At 64.4% G+C, this 22,366-nt stretch carries 17 protein-coding genes; 10 read left to right on the top strand and 7 right to left on the bottom strand.

Annotated elements, in window-relative coordinates; all coding sequences use genetic code 11:
• Positions 1-546: 546 nt before the first annotated feature.
• A complete protein-coding gene (locus QRN63_RS10100; protein ID WP_285030651.1) occupies positions 547-1,593 on the bottom strand; it encodes a polyhydroxyalkanoate synthase family protein in 1,047 nt (348 codons plus the stop codon).
• Between the two features lie 189 nt (positions 1,594-1,782).
• On the opposite strand from QRN63_RS10100, the gene QRN63_RS10095 reads away from it, so the two are divergent.
• Positions 1,783-2,457, top strand: a complete 675-nt coding sequence (locus QRN63_RS10095; protein ID WP_285030650.1) for a GNAT family N-acetyltransferase — start codon at positions 1,783-1,785, stop codon at positions 2,455-2,457.
• Positions 2,458-2,766: 309 nt separating this feature from the next.
• Positions 2,767-4,341, top strand: a complete 1,575-nt coding sequence (locus QRN63_RS10090) for a sugar transferase (protein WP_502888103.1) — start codon at positions 2,767-2,769, stop codon at positions 4,339-4,341.
• Positions 4,342-4,716: 375 nt separating this feature from the next.
• Here QRN63_RS10090 and QRN63_RS10085 read toward each other — a convergent pair whose 3' ends face one another.
• From QRN63_RS10085 to QRN63_RS10075, 3 genes are all read right to left on the bottom strand, one after another.
• Positions 4,717-5,100, bottom strand: a complete 384-nt coding sequence (locus QRN63_RS10085) for a hypothetical protein (RefSeq protein WP_285030648.1) — start codon at positions 5,098-5,100, stop codon at positions 4,717-4,719.
• Positions 5,101-5,198: 98 nt separating this feature from the next.
• Entirely contained in the window at positions 5,199-6,137 is a 939-nt protein-coding gene (locus QRN63_RS10080; protein WP_285030647.1) for an amino acid--[acyl-carrier-protein] ligase, read from the bottom strand.
• A 32-nt stretch (positions 6,138-6,169) separates the two neighbouring features.
• On the bottom strand, positions 6,170-7,336 hold the full coding sequence (locus QRN63_RS10075) for an acyl-CoA dehydrogenase family protein (protein ID WP_285030646.1): 1,167 nt from the start codon (positions 7,334-7,336) through the stop codon (positions 6,170-6,172).
• A gap of 106 nt (positions 7,337-7,442) precedes the next feature.
• On the opposite strand from QRN63_RS10075, the gene QRN63_RS10070 reads away from it, so the two are divergent.
• The 8 genes from QRN63_RS10070 to QRN63_RS10035 all read left to right on the top strand — a co-directional run bounded on the left by QRN63_RS10070 (position 7,443) and on the right by QRN63_RS10035 (position 17,854).
• Positions 7,443-7,679: an acyl carrier protein gene (locus tag QRN63_RS10070; RefSeq protein WP_285030645.1), complete on the top strand. Its 237-nt coding sequence runs from the start codon at positions 7,443-7,445 to the stop codon at positions 7,677-7,679.
• A 17-nt stretch (positions 7,680-7,696) separates the two neighbouring features.
• Positions 7,697-8,665 (top strand): DUF1839 family protein, encoded by a 969-nt coding sequence (locus QRN63_RS10065; protein ID WP_285030758.1) that lies wholly within the window; start codon positions 7,697-7,699, stop codon positions 8,663-8,665.
• Between the two features lie 4 nt (positions 8,666-8,669).
• Positions 8,670-11,042: a glycosyl hydrolase 2 galactose-binding domain-containing protein gene (locus QRN63_RS10060; RefSeq protein WP_285030644.1), complete on the top strand. Its 2,373-nt coding sequence runs from the start codon at positions 8,670-8,672 to the stop codon at positions 11,040-11,042.
• Positions 11,039-11,461 (top strand): phosphopantetheine--protein transferase domain-containing protein, encoded by a 423-nt coding sequence (locus tag QRN63_RS10055; RefSeq protein ID WP_285030643.1) that lies wholly within the window; start codon positions 11,039-11,041, stop codon positions 11,459-11,461. Before QRN63_RS10060 ends, QRN63_RS10055 begins: the two co-directional genes overlap by 4 nt.
• Before the next feature lie 145 nt (positions 11,462-11,606).
• Entirely contained in the window at positions 11,607-12,908 is a 1,302-nt protein-coding gene (locus QRN63_RS10050) for a GumC domain-containing protein (RefSeq protein ID WP_285030642.1), read from the top strand.
• Positions 12,909-12,926: 18 nt separating this feature from the next.
• Positions 12,927-14,333, top strand: a complete 1,407-nt coding sequence (locus QRN63_RS10045) for an O-antigen polymerase (RefSeq protein WP_285030641.1) — start codon at positions 12,927-12,929, stop codon at positions 14,331-14,333.
• 27 nt (positions 14,334-14,360) lie between these two features.
• Positions 14,361-15,476 (top strand): right-handed parallel beta-helix repeat-containing protein, encoded by a 1,116-nt coding sequence (locus tag QRN63_RS10040; RefSeq protein WP_285030640.1) that lies wholly within the window; start codon positions 14,361-14,363, stop codon positions 15,474-15,476.
• Positions 15,477-16,096: 620 nt separating this feature from the next.
• Positions 16,097-17,854, top strand: a complete 1,758-nt coding sequence (locus QRN63_RS10035) for a right-handed parallel beta-helix repeat-containing protein (RefSeq protein ID WP_285030639.1) — start codon at positions 16,097-16,099, stop codon at positions 17,852-17,854.
• Here QRN63_RS10035 and QRN63_RS10030 read toward each other — a convergent pair.
• Genes QRN63_RS10030 through QRN63_RS10020 form a run of 3 tightly spaced genes read right to left on the bottom strand, consistent with a single transcriptional unit; the run spans position 17,844 to position 22,281 of the window.
• The gene (locus QRN63_RS10030) at positions 17,844-18,938 is read right to left on the bottom strand and encodes a glycosyltransferase family 4 protein (protein WP_285030638.1); all 1,095 of its coding nucleotides are present in this window, start codon (positions 18,936-18,938) and stop codon (positions 17,844-17,846) included. The two genes, QRN63_RS10035 and QRN63_RS10030, sit on opposite strands and share 11 nt — an antisense overlap.
• A gap of 2 nt (positions 18,939-18,940) precedes the next feature.
• Positions 18,941-20,500 carry a flippase gene (locus QRN63_RS10025; protein WP_285030637.1) on the bottom strand — a complete coding sequence of 520 codons (1,560 nt, stop codon included), beginning with the start codon at positions 20,498-20,500 and terminating at the stop codon, positions 18,941-18,943.
• A gap of 8 nt (positions 20,501-20,508) precedes the next feature.
• Complete coding sequence (locus tag QRN63_RS10020; protein WP_285030636.1) at positions 20,509-22,281, bottom strand: serine aminopeptidase domain-containing protein; 1,773 nt, start codon at positions 22,279-22,281, stop codon at positions 20,509-20,511.
• Positions 22,282-22,366: the final 85 nt, after the last annotated feature.

Genomic DNA, 22,366 nt, shown 5'->3' with positions numbered 1-22,366 from the left:
ATCCATGAATACTTGAGAGTGACCAGGTCAGCACACTTCCCTACTGTCAACTAGTTCCGGATCAGACATCTCGTCACCTACGTGGCGAAGCGTGGCCCCGGGCGCCGCATGCCCGATCATCACCCGTCGCGCTTGCCGCGCACTAGCATCACAGCCCGCACGCACGTCGTGACACCGGCCGATCCAGGAAGGCTGCGACAAGCTGAGCACAGTCCGCCTTCATTACGCCAGGCGCGCTCGTATCACCCAGACGGCCGCGACGACTCCGGTTGGGCCCTGCCGGGTCCGACGCCGCAATACGTCACAGTGACGTTTTATTAGCGACTCGCTGGACATGCGAACACGCCTGCGCGCAAAGACTTTCGGAGACTCGGGCCACGTGACGGTCCAAGCCGTGCGTCAGTCAGAGGCGAGAACGCCGGCCCCGGTCGGCGTTGAATGCTGCACCTACGGTGGCGGGCCAGCCTCCCCCGACCGACCCCGGTTGCGGATCGCTCCATTCGTCACAGTGACAAATCGGGGTGCGCGCGGTCGGACTTCCAACTCCTAGCGGGTGTCCAGTTCTTTCAGGAAGTCGTCGATCACCGGCCACGTCTCGGTCACGCCGGCCGACAGAGCGACCAAGCCGAGATGGCTGGCTTCCACAGTGGCGAAGCGGACATCGGCCGACTTCAGCATGGTCACCCCGTTGTGCACGCACCGCCACGGGGCGATGGCGTCGCGATGGCTGCCGAACAGCTGGATCGGCAGTGTCAATGCCGTCAGGTCGAGGGTCCTGCCCGCGACATTGACCACGCCGGTGGCGATCTCGTCGTGGTAGATCAGCCGGCCCCACATCTGAGATACCGCGCGTCCCGGATATCCCGGAAACGCATCCTGGAAGCGGTCGATCACTTCAGCCTTGGCCAAGGCTTCGGTGTTGCCCAGGTTGTTGAGGACGAACCATGGTCGCTTGAGTTCACGATCCCAGGACGTCGCCCGGTAGGCGGCCTGCACCACCGGCGCGGGCACCCCGCCCATCGCGCGCAGCACTGTGGTGACGGCATAGCCGTTGGTGGGCTTGGTGATTCGTCGGACTTCCGGGTAGCCGGGAATCCGGCCGTAATCCAGTGGTGTGCCGATGCCGGTGATCGAACGGATGGGCAGGCCCTTGTTGGCGGCCGCGGTGAACAGGCTGAGTGTGCCGCCCAGGCTCCAACCGATCAGGTCGAGTTCCTGGGCCCCGGCATCGATGAGCACCCGCTCGATGGCTTCCGGCAGGATGTCCGCGAAGAAGGCTTCCAAACCGAGATGCCTGTCGGCCCAGCCGATTTCGCCGTAGTCGACCACATATGGGGTGCGGCCCTGCTCCAGCAGGTGTGCCACCAGCGATTGACCCGGCGACAAGTCGTAGCAGGTCGCCGAAGCGGCCAGTGGCGGCACCAGCAGAACCGGCACCAGCGCGGACTCGCGCCCTTCCGAATGGCCGTAACGCCGCAGTTGGCGGTGTGGTTCATCGAACAGCACCACGTGCTCGGTCGGTTCCGCTGGGCACACACCATCGCCGAGGGTGATGGCGAACAGATTGCGTGCCGAGGTAGCAAGCGAGGGCATGGTCGGGCAGTCTATCTTCTCTACCCTCGCAGAACGGGTCGGGAGCATGGGCAGAGGCTTCACCTATTGCAGCAGAGCATATTTCGTGAGGGTCGCCACCGAAGTTCCGCTCTTCGTGAATCCAAAGGGTTCTCGCCAGCGCCGCCGTCAGCGTCGTGACGCCGTGTTGTCATCTGGGATGATCAACGCGTGACCGACGTGCTCGCCGACCCCGTCAACGCCGCGCTCGACGGCCCGCAGCTCCGGTTCCGTGAAGTCAGCGGGCGGATCCAGCGATATCGCCCGGATGTCTCGGTGTTCTATGGCCACCCTCGCGAACTCACCGACGAGGACTATCGCCACGTCGCCACCCTCGCCGGGCAGACAAAGATTGCGGTGCTTCGCGACCGGGCCACGCCGCTACCCACAGGTTGGTCCGCCGTCGAGACGTTCGGTTTGGTCCAATTCGAGGGCAGCGCCATCGAATCCGCCCCAGATCCGGACGCCGTGCCACTCACGCCCGCCGACGTACCCGAGATGACCGCTCTCGTCGAGCGGACCAAACCGGGACCATTCCTTCCCCGGACCATCGAACTCGGAACCTACCTCGGCATCCGTGACGCCGACGGTTCGCTCGTGGCGATGGCCGGCGAGCGGATGCGACCGACTGGATATACGGAAATCAGTGCGGTTTGCACGGCCCCCGAAGCCCGCGGACAAGGCCTCGCCTCGCGCCTGATCCGCGCGATCGCCCACGGTATCCGCGATCGCGGTGAGACGCCGTTCCTTCACACGTCGAGCGACAACCCCGCTCAGAAGCTCTACACGGCGATGGGCTTCACGCTGACGCGATCGGTCCCGCTCGAGATCATCCGCATTCCCTGACTCGGTCCGCAACGTTCGCGACCCCGTCGGCATCGGCGACCCCAGAACTCCACCACCGCCGAGGGCCGGCCTCACAGTTGTCCGGCTTGAAGTGTGATGGCCGTAACAGGTGTTGGTTAGGTGTTCTACTTGCCTGTTTCAACCCTTCGGTATAAATTTGCTAAAAATCGCATTCGTTAACAAGTAATGCATCGCGCGAGACCACCGCCGGTCCGCGTGTCGATCCCGAACTGGCAGGTAAGTCCTGCAAGCACCGTAGGGTCGAACCAGCCGAGTGAGTCCCGCCCAGCAGAGAGCGCCCCGGTAACCATGTCGACACCAGCGGTAGTAAAAGACCAGGTAATTCCATCCATTGCAGCAATCGGCGAACAAGTGTCGGCCACAAGCGAGCTCGCCCTCCGGCTATCACCTGCTACCGCAAACAGCAACCGGGGCGGGTCATTGCGTGAGCAGCGTCACGCAAAATATGCACGCAAGCTCATTTTCAGCGACTGCTTGATTATTTGCTCATCCGTCATCCTCGGGCAGATTTTCCGATTCGCGACCACCAACGGCCGCCCTGTCTACGTCTCGCTCGACAACGGTCCGCATGTGCGGTACCTGGCCGTGTCGGCCGTCATCGCGGTGGCGTGGATGGGCTTTCTGTCGCTGGGCAGCCGGTCGGCCAAGGTCGTCGGCCGAGGCTTCGATGAATACGTCACCCTGGCGGCGGCCACGCTGCAGCTGTTCGGCCTCATCGCCATCGCCTCGACGCTGTTCCACATCGACATCTCCCGCGGCTACCTGGCCATCGCCCTGCCGACGGGCCTGGCCGGCCTGATCACCACCCGCTGGATGTGGCGCAAAATCCACGCGAACAAGCGCCGCCACGGCCACGAGCAAAGCCGTCTGCTGGTTGTCGGTGCCACCAGCGCCGCCGCCGACATCGCCACCGAATTCGCCAAAGACCCCTGGGCCGGCTACCACGTCGCCGGATTCTGCACCCCCATGGGACCCACCCACGCCAAAGAAGTCATCACCATCGCCGGCCGCGACATCCCGATCGTCGGCACCGACGAAGCCATCCTCGCCGCCGTCCAACACACCAACGCCGACACTGTCGCCCTCGCCGCCACCCACCACCTCAGTCCTACCGACATCCGCCGACTCATGTGGGAGCTCGAAACCCACGGCATCGATCTCATGGTCGCCCCCGGACTCATCGACATCGCCGACCAACGCCTCACCAGCCGCCCCGTCGCCGGCATGGCAGTCTTCGAAATCACCAAACCCCAATACAGCCGCGCCAATTCGCTGATCAAGCGCAGCTTCGACATCGCCTTCGCCGCCGCTGCCCTACTGGCGGTTGCGCCGCTCATGCTCGTCACCGCACTGGCTGTCAAGCTCACCAGTGCCGGACCGATCTTCTACAAAGCCGAACGCATCGGCCTCGACGGCATCCCCTTCAAAATGACCAAATTCCGCAGCATGTACCAAAACGCCGACACCCGCCAAACCGAACTCATCGCCGCCAACGGCGGCAGCGCCCTGTTCTTCAAAATCAAAAACGACCCCCGCATCACCCCCATCGGAAAAATCATCCGCAAATACTCCATCGACGAACTCCCCCAATTCCTCAACGTCCTCACCGGACACATGAGCGTCGTCGGCCCCCGACCCCAAGTCCGCCGCGAAGTCGACACCTACGACGACCTCGTCAGCCGCCGCCTCACCGTCAAACCCGGCCTCACCGGACTCTGGCAAATCAGCGGCCGCTCCGACCTCAAACCCGACGACGCCATCCGCCTCGACCTCACCTACGTCGAAAACTGGTCCCTCCTCCAAGACATCCTCATCATCACCAAAACCATCCGCACCGTCCTCGCCGGCAGCGGCGCCTACTGACAACCGTGGCGACCTGCCCACCAGACCCCTGGGCCTCGAGCGAGACCGACCCCGATCGACATCGCTCGAGGTTCAGGCATTCCAGGAGATGCGTGGCAGAGTGAACGGGTCATGTCGACAAGACACAGCGCTGCGGCTGGCGATCCTGACCGTGGCCGGTGCGCTGGCGTTCTGCCCGGCAGCAGCGGCGGACTCGTCGCAGGTTGACTCGCGAACCGGCGTCTCCGAAAGAGCAGACGGCCGTTCAGAGCGATCCGTTCACGCATCGGCCAAGTCCGCCAAGGGCTCACCGGCCCCTCAGAAGACGGTGCGGCGTACGCCCGGTGGCGCTGACGTCGGCGCCGAGCAACCGACGGCGAAAACGGCCGAGCCGAGTCAGGTTGAAACGCTGGCAAGACCGGAACCCGAGCCGCCGAAACATAGTTCCTCGACCAGTAGCCGCATACTTTCCCGGCAACGACCCGCCACCGGTCGACGACCGCGAACGTCGCCTTCGGCGATCGTCTCATCCGACAAACTGCATCGGGCGCTGGCGAGTGACCACGGCGCCGCGATACCCACCGCCCAGCCGCCGGAATCACGCTGGGATGCAGCGTTATCCGGCGAGCGACGGGAGGCGGTGCCAATTGCGGTGGTGACGACCGGTTTCAGCATCACAAGTCCGGTCGATGACGTTGCCCGCTTGTCGTTTGCGGCAGGGGCCGATTCGAACATTCCGGTGGCTCTGAGCACCGACAGGTTCAGGTCGACGGCGGTCACCGGCTCCGTCGCGATGCTGATGGTCGTCGTGGTCGGCGTCGCGTTCGGCTACCGCCAGGCAAGGCAGCACGACGCCGCCGGGGTGGACGTGGTCCGCTTCATGTCCTGACCGGCGGGCGCTCCCCTGACCACCCGAGCGCTTCGGTAACTGTGCTCGGCCACGAATCGGGCTGCAGGCCATGGGTTTTGAGCAGAGCAAGCGCGATGCGCTCCATGCCGAATCCGACACAGGCGCTGTGCGCCACCGTCTCATCGGCAGTCGAGAGACCAAACGTCTCCCCGAAATGATCCCGATGGCAGTTGGCCGACACCACGGCAGTACCGTCGTCGAGATCGCCATAGAGCCGCACCAACAGCTCCGTCTTGAGATTTTCGTCTCGCTGGTTGGCCGCCAGCATACGGCCCGCCCTCCCGAAGAACGGATCGTTGGCAGGTGCGGGCCTGGCGTCCAGGCCGAGTGCGGTGAGTACCTCCATGCCGTGATCCACCCACGAGTCGCGATGTCGCTCAGCTTGTTCTGGCGACCCGACGCGCACGTATTCATGCATCCGGAAGGCTTGCATGCGTGCTGGATCGATCGCCGGCTCGTGCCGGAAGCAGTAGCCGTAGATATCCATCAGCGCGCCGTCGTCCGGAAGGACCTTCGGCAGCGTGCCGTAACTGGGATGGCATGCAGCTGAAACCAGCATGGTCCCAGCAGGGTTCAGGTGCCCGTCCCACGATAGTCCGGCATCACGGTCAGCGAGGAGCGCGCGATGCTCGGGGTTGCCGCCGGTGAAGGTCGAGATGGCGCCCGTCAGATTCGGGAAGGACGCGATGTAGTCCGTCTTCTCGAATGCTTCGCGTGGGTACAGCGGGGGGAAACGCAAGACCGCAGCCGCGTCGCCGTGCACCTCGGCGCCCTTCCGGTGCACCGCAATATCGATGCCGTCGATGATCTTCTCGAAGTCACCGCTCCGCCCATAGAGTCCGTCGATCCCCAACGGCACCAAATAGCCGGCATCGACCAGCTCGTCGCGAAATTCTTTGCGCGCCAATTCGAGTGGCTCGCCAGTCGTAGTCAAAATTCTCACCCCCGGTAGGCCAACACGAGATTGGCATTGTTTACTCGAATGCGTTCGTTCGAGACCATCAGCTGTGGACCGAACGCGTCTCGTAGGAGACGGCCCATGGTCAGCGCGTGGTCCTCGCGGTAGCCGTTGAGCCCGACTATCTTCAGCGCCTCGGTGACCACGTCGATCACCGCTGTGGACGCGGCGATCTTGAGATTGTTCATGGCGACGGTAAAGCTGATGGTCGCTTCATCGGCACCGGACTCGGCCAGCGACTGGTAGCGCAGAACCTCGTGTAGCACCATCGACTCGAAGCTCTGGTGCGTCACGGTCAGATCAGCCAGCACCGTCGCTTGTGGGACGGTTTTGTCCGGTGCCTTACGCGCGGCTTGCCGAACGACGGTGCGGGCCTTGGCGTACGCCGCATCGGCGATTCCCAACCAGACCGATGCCCACAAGGTGTGTGACGCGGGCAGCATCGTGGTCGCCAGGATGCTCGCGTAGTCGGCCGGAATCAGGTTGTCGAGCGATGTTCGCGCCGACAACAGATAGCCGGGACTGCACGTGCCACGAAAACCCATGGTGTCCCAAGTGCTGGTGCGCTTCAACTCGGTGTCGCCGGCCGGGCACAACAGCAGCACCTGATCGTTCCTGGCCGCATCCGGGTGGCGACGGGCAGTGGCGCCGATGTAGTCGGCCTGCTCGGCGTAGGAGATCACTGGCGCGTTCTTTTCCAGCAGCACGACGTCACCTTCACTGACAATCGCACACGTCGACGAGCCGATATCACCACCCGTCGTACTCTCGGTTGTCGCCGACGCAATGAGTGATTGATTTGCTGCGATGTTTCTTGCGAGCTCCGCGACCGCGCCGCTCCGGGCGTACTTCGCAAGCACCAGGGCCTGCGTTTGATGCATGGCGAAGACCATGCCGGCGGCGCTGCATGCCGTTCCGAGCGCCCGGGCGATCACCGCGAGCTCCGCGATGCGGAACCCCTGGCCACCGAGTTCGACCGGGAGGCCGCACGAAAGTAATTGCGCCTGTTTGAGCCCGTCGATGGCTTCGTGTGGAAAGCGCGCCTGCCGATCCACGTCGTCTGCGGCGTCGGCGGCGACGCGCACGACGTCGATGAGCCCGGGAATGGTTGACGCCGTGCGTGTGACAGCACCGTCAAGATCGGGCATGAGACCCCCTCGGGCGATGAACCGACCTTCGGCTCCTCGCAGGATTGTAGTTAGCTGTGATGAATACAGCGAACTATCAGCGATGAATACTCTGTATAGTACGGGCATGCGGGAAACGATCGAACGCGTTTTGGCTGCGCACGGCAGGATGGCCGTCGACCCCATCGGGGTGGCCGAGGACGCCGACCTTTACGAATTGGGCCTGACATCCCACGCATCCGTGAATGTGATGCTGGCGCTCGAAGACGAGTTCGACATCGAATTTCCTGATGAAGCCCTCAAGAAGTCCACCTTCGCCTCGATCCGGAACATCGAGGCGGTCGTCTCGAATCTCGCCAAGTAGCGCCCGTGAGTCGCGCCATGGTGCCGCAAGCTGCCACTCCCTTGCAGATCGACGCCAGGCCCGATGGTTACGCACCGCATTTCACGCACCGCGCCGACCGGCTCTGGCTCGAGACCAACTGCTATCTCGACCTGTGGATAGAGATCCTGAATTGTCTTGGGCTGGACCCTGTTCCAAGCTTCGCCTCACTGCTGTCGGCCGACCACGACGGACTGGGCTGGACCTTCGGCAAGCAGCAACCGGAGGACTTGCGCCGGCTCTACGGCATCGAGGTGGCCGAAGAGAATTCGTGGCTTCCGGTGCTCGAATTGGTCGAAACGGGACCGCGGCGCGGCGTGTTACACACCGTGGAAGTCGACAGCTGGTGGCTGCCCGACACCGCGGGGACCGCGTACCGCAGCGAACACGTCAAGACCACGATCACACCGCTGAGCGTCGACCGGGATGCAAGGCGACTGCGCTACCTGCACAACGCGGGATTATTCGAGCTCGACGGCGAAGACTTCGATGGAGTGTTCGGGCTGACCGCCGCGTCCGCGCCGCTGCTCCCGCCGTACATCGAAGTCATCCGCCACTTCCCGGCCCGCGCGCAGCCTGGTGCGGTGGCCGCTGTTGTGCGCGAGCATCTTTCACGTCGCCCGGTCGGAAATCCCATTGATCGACTCGGTTCCTGCGTCGAGCAGGCCGGCACCTGGCTGCCGGACGCCGGGATGGCCCGCTTCCACTTGTGGGCCTTCGGTTCGCTGCGTCAGTGCGGGGCGTCGGCTGAATTGCTTGCCGACCTGGCCGAGTATCTCGATGCGGAGTTCTCGGGTGCGGCCGCCGCCGCCGCGCCACTGCGTAGCGTCGCCGGCGCGGCGAAGGCGGTGCAGTTCAAGATGGCTCGCGTGGTGAGCGGACGAAAGGTCGATGTGTCGTCCACGCTTGCCGCCATGGCCACCGACTGGCAGACCGCACTCGATGCCATCGCCGACGCGGTCAGCTGAGCAGATGCTGACACGTTGGCAGGTGTTGCGCCGAGATCCCGGCGCTGTTGCGGGACCAGATGAGCTCAGTCGAGACTGGGCCGCCGCACAGACCCTGGATATCCCGGCGACTGTGGGGACCGCGTACGACGACAATCCCGATGACTACGACTGGTGGTACCGGTCCACGTTGACCGCGGCACACGCGACCAGCATCGAGTTCGAAGGACTGACCTTCCCCGCCACCGTCTTTCTCGACGGCGCGGCGGTGGCCGACTGCGAATCGATGTTTCTGCCGCTGCACATCGAATGCGATGCCGGCGATCACGAGGTGGTCATCCGCTTCGCGTCCCTGAATCATTGGCTCAAGACGCGAAGGCCGAGAGGACGATGGCGCTCCACGCTGGTCGGCGCACCGGGCTTGCGGTGGGCTCGGACCACGCTCATCGGGCGCGCCCCCGTATACGGGAATCTTCCCGCACCCGTGGGTATCTGGCGTCCGGTCACTGCGGTAGCGGCGCGGATCCGCACTGATTTCGTGACTCAGGTGGACGGGAACGTCATCAGCGTCGCGGGGACCAGCGGTGCGCGCTCAATCCGACTCACCGTGGTGGATCCGGCCGGCGAACAGATTGCCGATGAGACGATCGCACCGCCTGACGGTACCTTCCGGTTCGACATTGCCGTTGAGTGTCCGTTGCTCTGGTGGCCCAACGGCTATGGCCCACAACACGTGTACCGGGTACGCATCGAGGCCGACGGGGTGAAAGTCGCCGATCGGCCGGTCGGATTTCGCACACTGTCGGTCTCCGCGGATGGTTTTCAGATCAGTGTGAACGGCACGCCGATCTTCTGCCGGGGCGTGACGTGGTCTCCTCCGGATCCCATCCGGGCATTCGCCGACCCCGCTCAGATCCGCGACCAGGTAACGACATTCGCGGCAGCCGGGGCCACGATGGTACGAGTGGTCGGCGGACTGCTCTTCGAGCAGGCCGAGTTCTGGCACTCCTGCGCCGACTCAGGCCTACTGGTCTGGCAGGACGCGATGTTGGCGACGTTCGATCCCCCGGCTGAACAGAGCGAGTTGATCGCCAAAGAACTCATCTCTGTCCTCCAAAGCGTGTCGGGCAACCCAGCGCTGGCGGTGGTCAGCGGTGGCAGCGAAACTCTGCAACAGCCGGAGATGCTCGGCCTCAGCCACGACGAGTCGGTGATGGACGTCCTGGAATCGGTTCTGGGCGCCGCCGTCGCGGAACACTCTGATGCGCACTACGTGCGGGCATCACCCTCAGCTCCCCCGGGAAGCGCCGATCTTGCGATCCGGCCGGACACCGGAATCGCCCACTGGTTCGGCGTCGGTGGATACCTACGCCCGATCACCGACGTGCGGAGCGCGGGAATCCGATTCGCGGCCGAGAGTCTGGCGTTCGCCAATCCCCCGGTATCCGACTACATCGAACGCCATTTCGGCTCCGCCGCAGTGGCCGGCCATCACCCCGACTGGAAGGCCGGAGTCCCGCGCGACCGCGGCTCCTCCTGGGACTTCGAAGACGTCCGTGACTTCTACGCGCATGAGGTGTTCGGTGAAGGACTGCTGGCGGTCCGGCGCACCGACCCCGAGCGCTATCTGCAGCTCGGTCGGCTTGCGGTGGCCACTGCGATGCGCGACTGCTTCGCCTACTGGCGGCGCGCCGACTCAGGCTGTGGTGGCGCGCTCGTATTATCCGGCCGGGACATGGTGGCCGGCGCCGGGTGGGGCCTTCTCGACTCCGACGGCGGCGCGAAACCGGCACTGGCGGTGCTAGCCAGGACGTGGGCTCCGGTGACGGTGTTGCTCTCGGATGAGGGCCTCGCCGGCATCAGAATCGACGTCTACAACGACACCGAAGCGGAGTTGCGAGGTGAATTGACCTTGACGGCAACCAATTCCGTCGGCATTGCGGTGGACGTCACACGGCCGCTGACGGTGCCGGCTGCCTCGTCGACCACTTTCCTCGATTCCGCGCTGTCAGGGCGATTCCGCGATCTGTCGCGGGCGTACCAATTCGGGCCACCGACGGCCGATGCCGTGCAGGCTCGGGCCGCTTTCGAGTGCGGGCCGACCGTGCACGAGGTGCTCGTCCTGAATCCGGCAGGCAGGCAACCCGCTTCGTTGCTGACTGCGACGGTCTCCCCGGTGCCGGAAGGCGTATGGGTCCTCGAGTTGGCGTCCGAGGTGGCACTGCGCTACATCGAGATCGCGATTCCCGGCTGGCGGGTCGACGACAACTATTTCCACCTGGCTGCACGGCTGCCGCGCCGGATTCTCTTGACCCCGCAGGGCGACGGCGAGTCGCCGACGGGCACCGTCGGATCGGTCGACCTGCGCGCGCCGATATCGGTACAGAGGTCGGTGTGATTCCTCCTGAGGTGCAGGTGGCGGGTCACCATGTCCGGGTCGGTTGTGATGTGGTGAGTCTCGCCGAGATCGAATACTCCGTGTCGAAGTTCGGTGTCCGGTTTCTCGCAAAGATCTACACCGACGACGAGTTGGCCGCTTGTGCCGGACCGAGTCGGTTGTCGCGACTTGCGGCCCGATTCGCCGCGAAAGAGGCGGCCATCAAGGCGTTCTCCCGCCCAGATGCCCCATTCGTGCCCCGCGAGATCGAGGTGGTGACGGCAAAACCGCTCGTCACCCTTCGGCTGAGTGGTTCGGCTGCAGAACTGGCCGCCGCACAGCACTGGCAGCAGATCTCGCTGTCGCTGACACACGCTGAATGCCACGCGGCTGCCGTTGTGGTGGCGGTGTGCGCCAGCACAACACCCGATCCACGCTGACTCAGTTACGTTGCTGAATTCGCATGTTGGGCATTTCAGCAACGCTATGTTAGGCGATCGAAAAGCCCCGTCGACATCGTTGGCCTCTCTCCGAAATACGCATATAAAAGCGGCTTTGTCGCTACATCACAGCCCTTGACCCGCCGTGATCGAGCCGGTCAGTTACTGGAGCATAGCGATGTCAGCAAACAGATGTGTGAATTTGCCATCTGGCCCGGCCTTCATTACTGTCGAGGCCACACGAATAGCTTTGGAGGGAGCCGACGTGGGTCAGCGACGTAGGACTGCGATTTCGAAGTGGATTACGCCGCTGTGGCCGATCACGCTGGTAGGCATGGTGCTGGGCGCGTTGATCGGCGCAGTCGCCTTGGCTCCGGGCAAAGACGTGACCGCCAGCACCACGATTCGGGTCGATGAGCCGATCGAGGCGAATCAGATAATGCTCGGCACGCAGCCGCTGCTGAACACGATGCCCGATTACATGTCGGGCGAATTGGCTTACTTGTCGTCTCCCAGCTATCTGGATTCTGTCGCCAAGAAACTCGGACAGAACAACAAGCCCAAGGTTTCTGCATCGCAGGCGGGCAAGTCGAACCTGGTCACGCTCTCGGCCACCGCCGGCAATGCAGACGAAGCACGACGGACCGTCGACGCGGCCGTCACTGTCTTCACCGGTCACGTGTTTGATCAGAACCAGCAGCGGTATCAGGCCAGTCTCGACGCCGTCAACGCTGTCATCCCCAAACTCGAAGAGGCTCAGCGGACCAGCGAACCGGTCGCGACCCGCCCGACCGACGAGCTCGTCCAGCTGTATTTCCGGCGCACGTCACTTCAGGTCGAGCTGCTTCGGACGCCGGGTGTGCAAACGGTCGAGCCAACCCGCATCGCCGAAGCGACCGGACTGCTCAGCTCGCCGGCGTTGGGCCCCATCGGTGGTGGGCTCCTCGGTGGCATCGTGGCGCTTGCCGGGGGCATGGTGTGGCGCACGCGTTCCGGCACCGTCACTTCGGTCGCCCAGCTGGACGGCGAGGGCAAACTCGCACTCAGGCCGGTAATTCGGCTCGCGCGCCGGCAGGTCGATGAGGTAGCGGCACGGACGATCTATGCGCAGCTCCCCCGCCCATGCACCGGCACCATCCTCGTGGTGGGGGCGTCCGCGGATTCGGGCTCCGCGACCGTGGCGCGGCACATCGCTTTTGCCGCAGCCGAGCACGGCGAGGCCGTCAGCGAGGATATTGCCGACGGCGACGGCACCCGCCGCGCCGAGACGACGATCCTCGACGGCGGTACCTGGAGTTCGCCGGTCGCGGTCGAGGCGGCCGACACCGCCGACCAGATCGTCGTCGCCGTTCGTGTCGGGTTCGACACCGCTGGCGACGTCGACATCGCGGCCCGCTCCGTCGCGCACCGCAACGTTCCCGTCTCCGTCGTGGCGACCCGCGCGTGACAGCCCGCTGCAGCCGACATGCAACGCGGTGACCGCCACATGCTGATGGCGACGAAACTCCGTGCCGAAACCGGGTCGACCAGAGGGGGCGAACTCCGGCTTGGATGGCTGTCGCCGGCCGTGGTGTCTCTTGCCGTCGGTTCGAGCGCGATCCTGCTGACCGCATCGGTCGACGATCAGCAGTTCCGGACGTATTGGCAGGAACCGAAAGTCGTGACGGACAGCATGCTGTGGCTGTTCGAATGCGGCGTGCTCGCCTTTGCCTTCGGCGCGATGATCGTAATCGCGGCGATGCCCGCCCGAGACGATCTGGCCGCGGCATGGCCGGCACTGTCTGCACGGCGCCGCGCTGCCCTCGAACGCGCGAGCACGATACTGACAACCCTGACCATCGTCGGTTACGTCGGGTTTGCGGTTCTGATCGTCAAGAGTGGACTCAGTCTGGCCGAACTGTTCGGCGGATCCGACCACCCCTGGGATGCTCCGGCCAAAACTGCCATCGGCAACATCCCCGGAGTCACCGCCCTCACCCAGATCGGCATCGCCGCGGTCGTTGTCTCCGCAATCCTGCTGGCGCACAAGTACACTCGCGCCGAGCTGATAAAGCTCCTCGTTGTCCTGGCGTTGTCGGTACCACGCTCGTACATCTACTCGGAGCGCCTCGCGATCCTCGAACTGGTCGTCCCGGTGGTGGTCGTCGGTGCCGGCTGGCTATCCACCCGCGACCGGACGCGGCGCACGATCGCCCGGGCCATCCCCGTCGCCGGTATCGCTCTGGTGATCGTCACATTCGCCTTCTTCGAGTACTTCCGGTCGTGGATGTTCTACCGGATGCATGGCGAAGATTCGTTCCCCACGTTTGTGATGAATCGCCTTGCGGGCTACTACGCGACAGCCATCAACAACGGCGCGGTCATCGTTGATCACATGAGCTGGCCGGGCCGGCTCCCCTATGACACCCTCGAGTCGTTCTGGTCGGTTCAGGGTATCTATCAGCTTCGGCTCTACGAGCGTCTCGGTGGTCACGATCGGCCGTACCCCAAGACATTTGATCCGGATTCTCCCTACTACCGGGTCCTCGAGCAGTATGCGAACCCGGAGTTCAACAACCCCAGTGGGTATGAAGCTCCATTCGTCGATTACGGCCCGATCGGCGGCCTCGTGTTCTTCTTCGGGCTCGGCTTGGTCGCCGGGTTGCTGTACCGCCATTTCTGCAGGGGAAGCCTGGTCGGCCTCCTGGTGTATCCGATGTTCTTCACGGGACTCGTCGAGTGGCCGCGGTACATGTACTGGGTCCAAGGCCGCGTGACGTACGCGTGGGTCGGCCTCGCCGCAGTGGTCGTGGGAGTTCTCGTCACCGAGCGCAAGGCTCGCCGGCGCCAGACCATCTGGCCGAAGCAGCCCGAACTACTGAATCAGCATTAGCCGCAGTCGTCTGAGAGGGGATGCTCCATGCGAGGTCGGTCAATGTTCGCGGCGCTGGGAGCCGTGGTGCTGATGGTCGCCGCCTGCAAACCCCTGTCTGCCGCAGACGACGGCGCACCCAGGGACGACACCGCCTCGCTTCAGGCGCAGTTCGACGCGCTCGCACCGGGCGCGACGCTGACGCTCGAGCCACGGGCCTACCACCACCGTGGCATCCTCACCGTTCGGACACCCAACGTCACGATCAACGGCAACGGCGCCACGTTGACTGCGACCAACGACGAGACGTCCGCTGTCGACATCCTCGGTGACGGCATCACCATCACCGATGTGACGTTTGCGGCGCCGTCCGACGGCAAGCGCTGGATGGGCGAACAGCAGCACAAACTCGTCGTCAAAGGGCAGCGGGCCACCATCAGCAATGTCAGGGTGACCGGCTCGGCAGGTGCCGGCGTCTACTTCAGCGGCGCAACGCATTTCGTCGCCCGTGATATCACGATCACCGGTACCCGCGCCGACGGCCTGCACATGACGGGCGGCTCGGCCTTCGGTCAGGTCGAGAACATCACGACCGATCAAACCGGCGATGACGGTGTTGCGGTCGTGTCCTATGACCACGACCCGGCGCCCTGCCATGACATCACCGAGAAGAACATCACTGTCGGGAGTACCCGATGGGGACGTGGCATCACGGTGGTCGGCGCCAACAACGTTGACATCAGGCAGTTTTCAGTCGCACGTACCAGTTCCGCCGGCTTGTACGTCGCCAACGAGGGCAACCCGTTCTTCACCCGGTCCGTCGAACAGGTTGCGATAACCGATGGCACGGTCACCGGCGCCAATTGGGACAAGGACATCGAGCAGGGCGCCATTCTCGTGTACTCGGGGAATCAGGGCCGATTCGTGCACGACGTCACCGTCTCGAATGTGGCGGTCACCGCGACGAGCACCACCGTGAACCGCAACGTGGCCATTGTCGATGAAACGAACGGCGGAGATCGCGCGATACACGACATCAACCTGTCAGATATCCGCCTCACCGCAACGACTGTGGCGCCGTTCTACAGCAATGTGCCGGCCGGCAGCTACACCGTGGCCAACTGGACCAACGACGGCAAGCACATCGACGTGTCCTCGATCTAGGGCGGGCAGCCCCAGCAGACGTCGCCGCAGCCATCTGCAGCAAACCTCATTTCCGACGCGCTGCAGCCGGCCCTCCGGTAACAGCTGTTACTCTCCGAAGCTTTGAAAACCAGCCGCGAACTAACGATTTGGCAAAAAGATTCAAAAGGTATTGAACGGCAATATACAGCCGATTTGACGCATTTTGCGCCACCATTCTCTAATTCTGGCGAAGTACGAATGATTTTGCCGTAGCGGCGACTTCTGAGATGAATTTCCGAAATGCCACACATTGCGCTCAACCCTCGTCATCATCGTTGCGACAAATGACGGCCGCATAGCTTGGCGGCCCGATAAAGCGTCGAGAGGTCGGGCAAATGGACATCACCATGTGCGTTGGGCGGGTCGGCGCATTGGCGGTTGCATTGGGCATAGGTACCGCTATCGCCGGCATGGGCACGGCGGCGGCAGCGCCAGAGGTCACGTCGACCGCTCCGCATCAAAGCGACCCGAAACCCACCTCGCCGAAGGCGGAAAGTGGTCAGCCGCATCGTGCCAAAACATCTCGCGCCCAAGGGAAGACGCCCGAGCCGCGGAAAGCGCGCTCCGCGCAGGCAGTCGCCTCGGTCGCTATCCCGCGGGTGCCGCAGCAGAATCCCGCCGCGGTGGTGACGCCACCCAAGACCGTGTCATTGCGACCAGCCTCGGCGGCACCACGCGCAGCGGCCGCCACCCCGAAATCAGTACAGGTGGAATTGATTTCAACCGCCATCAGCACTCCCGCAGCGCAGTTGCCCGCTGCCGCAACCGTGACCACGCCTACTGGTCCGTTGTCCAACGGAGCGGCGCCTTCCGCGCCCATCGGTACGCCGATCGCGTGGGCCATCGCCGCGTGGACGCGACGCGCGTCCAGCCAGCCGCAGAGCACGGTGCCCACAGCACAATCCCCGACGACATCGAGCCAACCGGTCGCCAACACGAGCCAAACCACCGCTGCCCCTCAGCCCACACCAACAGCCGCAACGGACACGAGCACGACGTCGCTCACCACCCTGCTCAAACCGGTCACCGCCATCAAGACGACCCGCAGCTCACTCGTCGCGGGCACGCCGACCGTGGGTACGCCGGATTCCACGACGGGCGCCGTCTCCGGATCGCTCAATGTGACCAACCGCGGCACCGGCACGGTCACGTACACCGTGTCCTCAGCGCCGACCTACGGGACGGTCACGGTGAACGCAGACGGCACCTTCACCTATACGCCGACTCAGCTGGCACGGGACCTTTCCGCCGTGTCGGCGAACGCGAACACCTCCAGCTTCACCGTCCTCGCCAGCAGTGGCTCGTCCAAAGTGTCCGAGACCGTCACCGTGCCGGTTCTGGCGACGCCGATCACGGGTGACAGCACCGCTGTACTCCAGGACGTATTCAGCAATCTCAAGCCGGGTTCGACACTGACGCTGGCCCCAAAGACCTTCTACCACTCGGGCGTTCTGCAGATCACCGTCTCTGGGCTGACCATCAACGGCAATGGCGCGACGCTCCAGGCCACGAACGACGCGACGTCGGCGGTCGAGATTCTCTCCGACCACGTCACCATGAGCAATCTGACGCTCGGCGCCAACCTGACCGGCCCCCGCTACTACGCCGATGAACAGCACAAGCTCGTGATCGAAGGCAATTACGCCTCGGTCAGCAACGTCACAATCAACGGCGCCGCCGGTGCCGGGGTATACGTCCTGGGCGCCGGCTGGTTCAACCTGACCGACATTACGGTGAACAATTCACGCGCGGACGGAATTTCGATGACGGGCGGCGCTCACGACGGCGTCGTCAACAACCCGGTCACGAACAACACCGGCGACGACGGAGTGTCAGTGGTGTCCTACATCCATGACGGAACCATCTGCTCCAACATCACGATCAACAACCCGATCGTCAACGGAACGACCTGGGGTCGCGGTGTGACCGTGGTGGGCGGACAGAACATCACGTACAACAACATCAAGGTCTCGAACACCAACGGCGCCGGGATCTACATCGCTTCTGAACCCAGCTACGACACGATGGGTGTGTCCAACGTAGTCGTCAACGGCGGCACCGTGACTGGCGCGAATTACAACTCAGCCGTGGTGCACGGGGCCATCCTCGTCTACGCCGGCAATGCGGCCCAGCCGGTGACCGGCGTGACCATCGAGAACATTTCGGTGACCGGAACACCGCTCACGGCGCAGCGGGAGATCGGCCTGATCCAGGAGACCGGGTCGAGCATGAACGGCATCATCTTCAAGAGCATCAGCTTCGACAAGACCACGCTGCCGATCTTCTACACCAACACGCCCAGCGGGAGCTACAGCGCGAGCGGCATCACCATGGGTGGCACGACGATCATCGCCTGACCGCGCGGAGCCCGTCGGGCAACAGCGCCTCGAGCATCGCAGGAAACGCCCGTCTCGCGTCGTGGTCGGCACAGACCCGCTCGTAGGCTACCTCGACCATTTCGGCTACGCCGGAACGATTTTCGAGCACGTCGATGATCGCCGTGCCCAGCGCTTCGGCATCGCCCACGGGGACCAGCACGCCGGCGCCATCGCGCAACAGCCAACTGCTACCGCCATGGTCGGTGGCAATCACGGGCACGCCGACGCTCATCGCCTCGAGCGCCACGATCGGGCCGGCTTCGGGCGAGGTACTGGCGTTGACCAAGATGTCCCAGTTGAGCATCGTCGCGACCGGATCGACATGACCGAGGAAGCGCACCCGGCCGTCCAATTGCGCGTCCGAAAATCGTTGCAGCTCAGCAAGGTAGTCAGCGTCGGCGTGGAATGCGCTGCCCGCCACCTCACACTGCACCCCGGGAACCTTGGTCAGCGCCTGGAGCAGCACCTGGTGACCTTTCCACGGCGTGATGACGCCCATGATGCCGACCACCGGTTGCGGACGAGCCCGGCGCTGTGCAAGTACGCCCGGGATGTCGACGCCCAACGGGGAGACCGATACGTCAAACCCGAGCTGTTGCACGGGCGCAGCCGTCGGTGGCGACACCGCCACGGCACGGCGGATGGCAGGCCGGCCGATCCGGACCATGGCGCGCTGCTTGGCTTCGTCGATGGTGTCGTGGACGAGCCATGACACTCCTTGCCGCAGCCTGGCGAAGCGCGCGGCCGGCAGCGCCAGTAGAGAGTTCACAATGACCACGTCGTCTGCATCGACGGCGCGGCGGATCACTGCCGCCGCGCGGATCCAGCGGCGCGCCAAGGTGCCCAGCGCCATCATCCGGGCCACCCCCGAGGCGCCGCCCAGGTCGAGTTCGTCGATCTCGATGTGCGCGACGTCATCGGGTAGCCGGTCGGCGAGGACGCCCACCGGGCTGATCACGCGGACGTGATCGCCGCGTTCGCGGGCGGCTTGAATCAACCGCAGCAGAACGACTTCCGCGCCGGAGACCCGCCCGGCCCGGTTGACGAAGACGATAGATGCCATGGTCACACCGCTCGCGCACGCCGCAGCCGCGACAACAGCTGGAGGTCGATCAGTCTCAGCGCGAACGCACCACCGACGAACAGCGCGACCGCGCACGCCGCGACGGCCACCCACGACACGTACCCCTGCAGGACGTCGGTGAGTGCGCACACCCCGACCGTCAGCGCGACGATCAGCAGCAATTTGGCGACCGGCATCAGTCGGTCGATCGGAATGGTCCGGGCCGCCAGTACCCACATCGCGACGAACATGACGATCTCGGTCACGACCGTGGCTCCGGCCGAACCGTTGTACGAGAACCGCGGGATCAGATACACATTCAGCACGACGTTGAGCACCAGTGCACCGCCTGCCACCCACGGATAGGCCCGCTGTCGCGCGGCCGACACGAGAGCAACGAGGATGAGGTGCGACAGCGCCGCGAACACGGCCCCGACCAACAGCATGCGGACGGCGTCGGCGCATACGCCGAACCGCTCGCCGTACAGCAGCGACACCACCTCGTCTCCGGATGCCCACATACCGGCGACCGCAAGGCAGGTCAGCAGCCCGATCAGCACCGCCGAAGACCGCACTCGGCTACGGAATTCGTCGGTCATCAACGGCCACGCCGCGACCAACAGGGTTGCCACCGGCGTCACGATCGCCAGAACCGCGTACGACAGCACATCGGCGAACTTGTAGGCCACGCTGTACAAACCCACCGAGTCGAATTGATCCAGCTTGCCGAGCATCAGAATGTCGATCTTGGAAAGCAGCGTCATCATGGCCAGCCCGATGCTGAGCGGAATGGCTTCCACCAGCATCTCGCGCCACAGCTTGAGACGCGGTTGTCTGGTGATCCGAGGTCCCACGCGGCCGCGCCGGACTCCGATCAATTTCCATGTGCCGGAGACGATTTCATTCGCGATCGCAGGCAGGATGAAGATCATCAAGCCGGGGTGGGTTGTCGCGATGAGGATGGTGAGCACCAATTGGACCAATTGGGCGAACGCTTCCGCCGCCGCGACGGTCACCATCTTCAGCCGGCTCTGGTAGAGCACGGACAGCGCATGGCTGGGTGTGGCGATGACGACGACGAGGCCTGCCAGGGCGGTCGCTCGGATCACCTCGCCCGAATAACCCATCGCGACGACGTACCCGACGGCGATGCCGTATCCGAGTAGCCCCAACGCCGCTCGCAGCCCGACAAACGAACTGGCGAACACGTCAGCGTCTTCGTCATCTGCTTCCAGCAGTCTGCCGAGCACCACCCGGCCCACGCCGAGATCGGTGACGATCGACATCATCCCGAGAAGTCCGAAGACGAACGAGAACACGCCCCAGTCCGTCGGCGACAGCAGCCGGGCGATCAGGACGGTTCCCGACCATCCCATCAGGGCGATCGCGAGGCGGCTCAACAGCAACGCGACGGTGTTTCGTCCGGCGGCCGCGTGCTGTTCGTTCCGCCGGAGCTTGTCTGCATCAGCGTGCGCGGACGCGCCAGGCCCACTACTGCCCGTGGCCGTCACTTGGCCGCCAGGTTCCACACGCTCAATCGCGTCACGCCGCCTACTTCTCATTCCGATGGTCACCGTCGCTCACAGCAGGGCGCGGGAGGATCAGCGTTGCGATGCAACGCGGCAGGTCGAGCATCGCCACCAACCGATTCTGGCAGGAGTTCAGCAAACTCGCGCTGCGCGACAGCCAAAATCCGCGCACTCGCGACATTTTGTATGTCCCGCTGCAGTAGCGGGTGATCGCCGCTCGGCGCGCGCGTGATCGTCGGCGCCCAGCCACGACGCTCGAGCCGTGCAATCCCTTGCGACCCGCGTTGTTTGTCGAACCACGCCTGGTCCTCCGGCGACATCACCATGTCGACGACGATGCCCTGACGCCCCAAAGCCGTCAGTAGGACTTCTGGCACTTCGGTCAAGCCGACTCGGCCCATCAACAGCCAGAGTCGATACGGCAACCACCGCCTGACCAGTCTCTTGAGACGGGCTTCCAACGTGCGAGGCTCCGGGGCGGGCTCCACGCCAGGATTCGGTGGCGTCATGCCGATCAGCTTCTCGGGTCCGATGGCCTTGTGGCGCACGCTGAAGAGGATCGCATTGACCAGCACCACCGCGCGGGCGCCGTACCTGATCGCACCGATCGCCGAGTTCCACGCACCGGAGCAGATCCCCGTCATCATCAGGCGCTCTGCGGGTAGTCCGGTCGCCACCATCGCATCATGCACATCGGCGTTGGATTCCGGCGAATAGATCGTCGCGAATTCGGCTGTGGCCCAACCGGTGTCACCGGTACCGCGGCGGTCGTAGCGCACCGCGGCCAGGCCGTGTGCGGCAAGTTCACGTGCGGTGTCGGTCCATACCCGCCCCGAGCCGACGCGATGTTCACATGCGGTGTTGTGGATGAGCAACGTCGGTGTGTCCGGTGGCGCATCGGCCAGCGCTGTCCTGATGGCGAACAACCGATTGGGCCCCAGCTCGTCCAGCGTTTCGACGATCGCGCGTCCATCCGGCAGCTTGGCTACCTGTGCGCGGCGGGCGATGACCGGCGACACCACCTCGGCGCCGGTGCCCATGGCCTGATGGAGCCATTCTGCGATCAGAGTCAGCGTTGCCACCGGGATCTGCACCACGAACGTCACCGGCTCGACATACTCGGGCTGGCCGACGACCGCCGCCAGCTCACAGTTGCCATTCGCCATCAGCGCCTTGATCTTCGGTTCCTCTACGCGCTCGGGCCTGGCGACGATGAGCGTCGGAACGGCAGCGCTCAGCGAGTCCGGCATCTGGATACCTTTGAGGCGTTGTGCGCATTCCGGCGAGAACGTCGTACCCAGAATCGACTCGCGTTCGACGTCGACGAGGTCGGCACCGACCGTCATCTTGTACAGCGTCCGCTGCTCGCGAAGATATCGGCGACCGTCGAGAACGGGGTCCCACAGGACCAATGCGGCCAACCCGTCGAGATCGGATACGACGGTGGCAGCGAGCATGGCGCCCATCCGGAGCCCGATCACGCCGATCCGCGTCACGCCGGCGGTGCGCAGATACTGCGCCGCGGTACGAATACTGTCCTGATAGTCGCTCAGCGCCGAGTCCGCCCCGAGCGCCCCGGCGGAGTCACCCGTGGCGCGATAGTCGAACCGCAGCACCATGAACCCTCGCGCGCACAACTCTTGAGCCAGCAGTCTGAGTCCGCGGTAGGTGTCGACGTGCTCCTTGCCCAATGGTGGGCAGATCACGATGCCGCCGCGCGCACGTCGTCCTGCCGGAACGTGGACGACTCCGTACAGGGGTGCCGTTTCGGGGCCGAACCATGTCGGCTGCGTATGAGCAGCTTCCTCGTCCACGAACCAGAGCCCCCTCTGTGATGCAAAGTGCCGTGTAGTCGACTGGCGACAAAGTCCGCAGACAACCGGACGCCGCCGCGCTCCA

The sequence above is a fragment of the Mycolicibacterium sp. lyk4-40-TYG-92 genome (genome assembly GCF_030209435.1).
GTDB lineage: Bacteria > Actinomycetota > Actinomycetes > Mycobacteriales > Mycobacteriaceae > Mycobacterium.
Note: the sequence above shows the minus strand (reverse complement) of the source record. Positions and strands in the feature narration are given on the sequence as shown.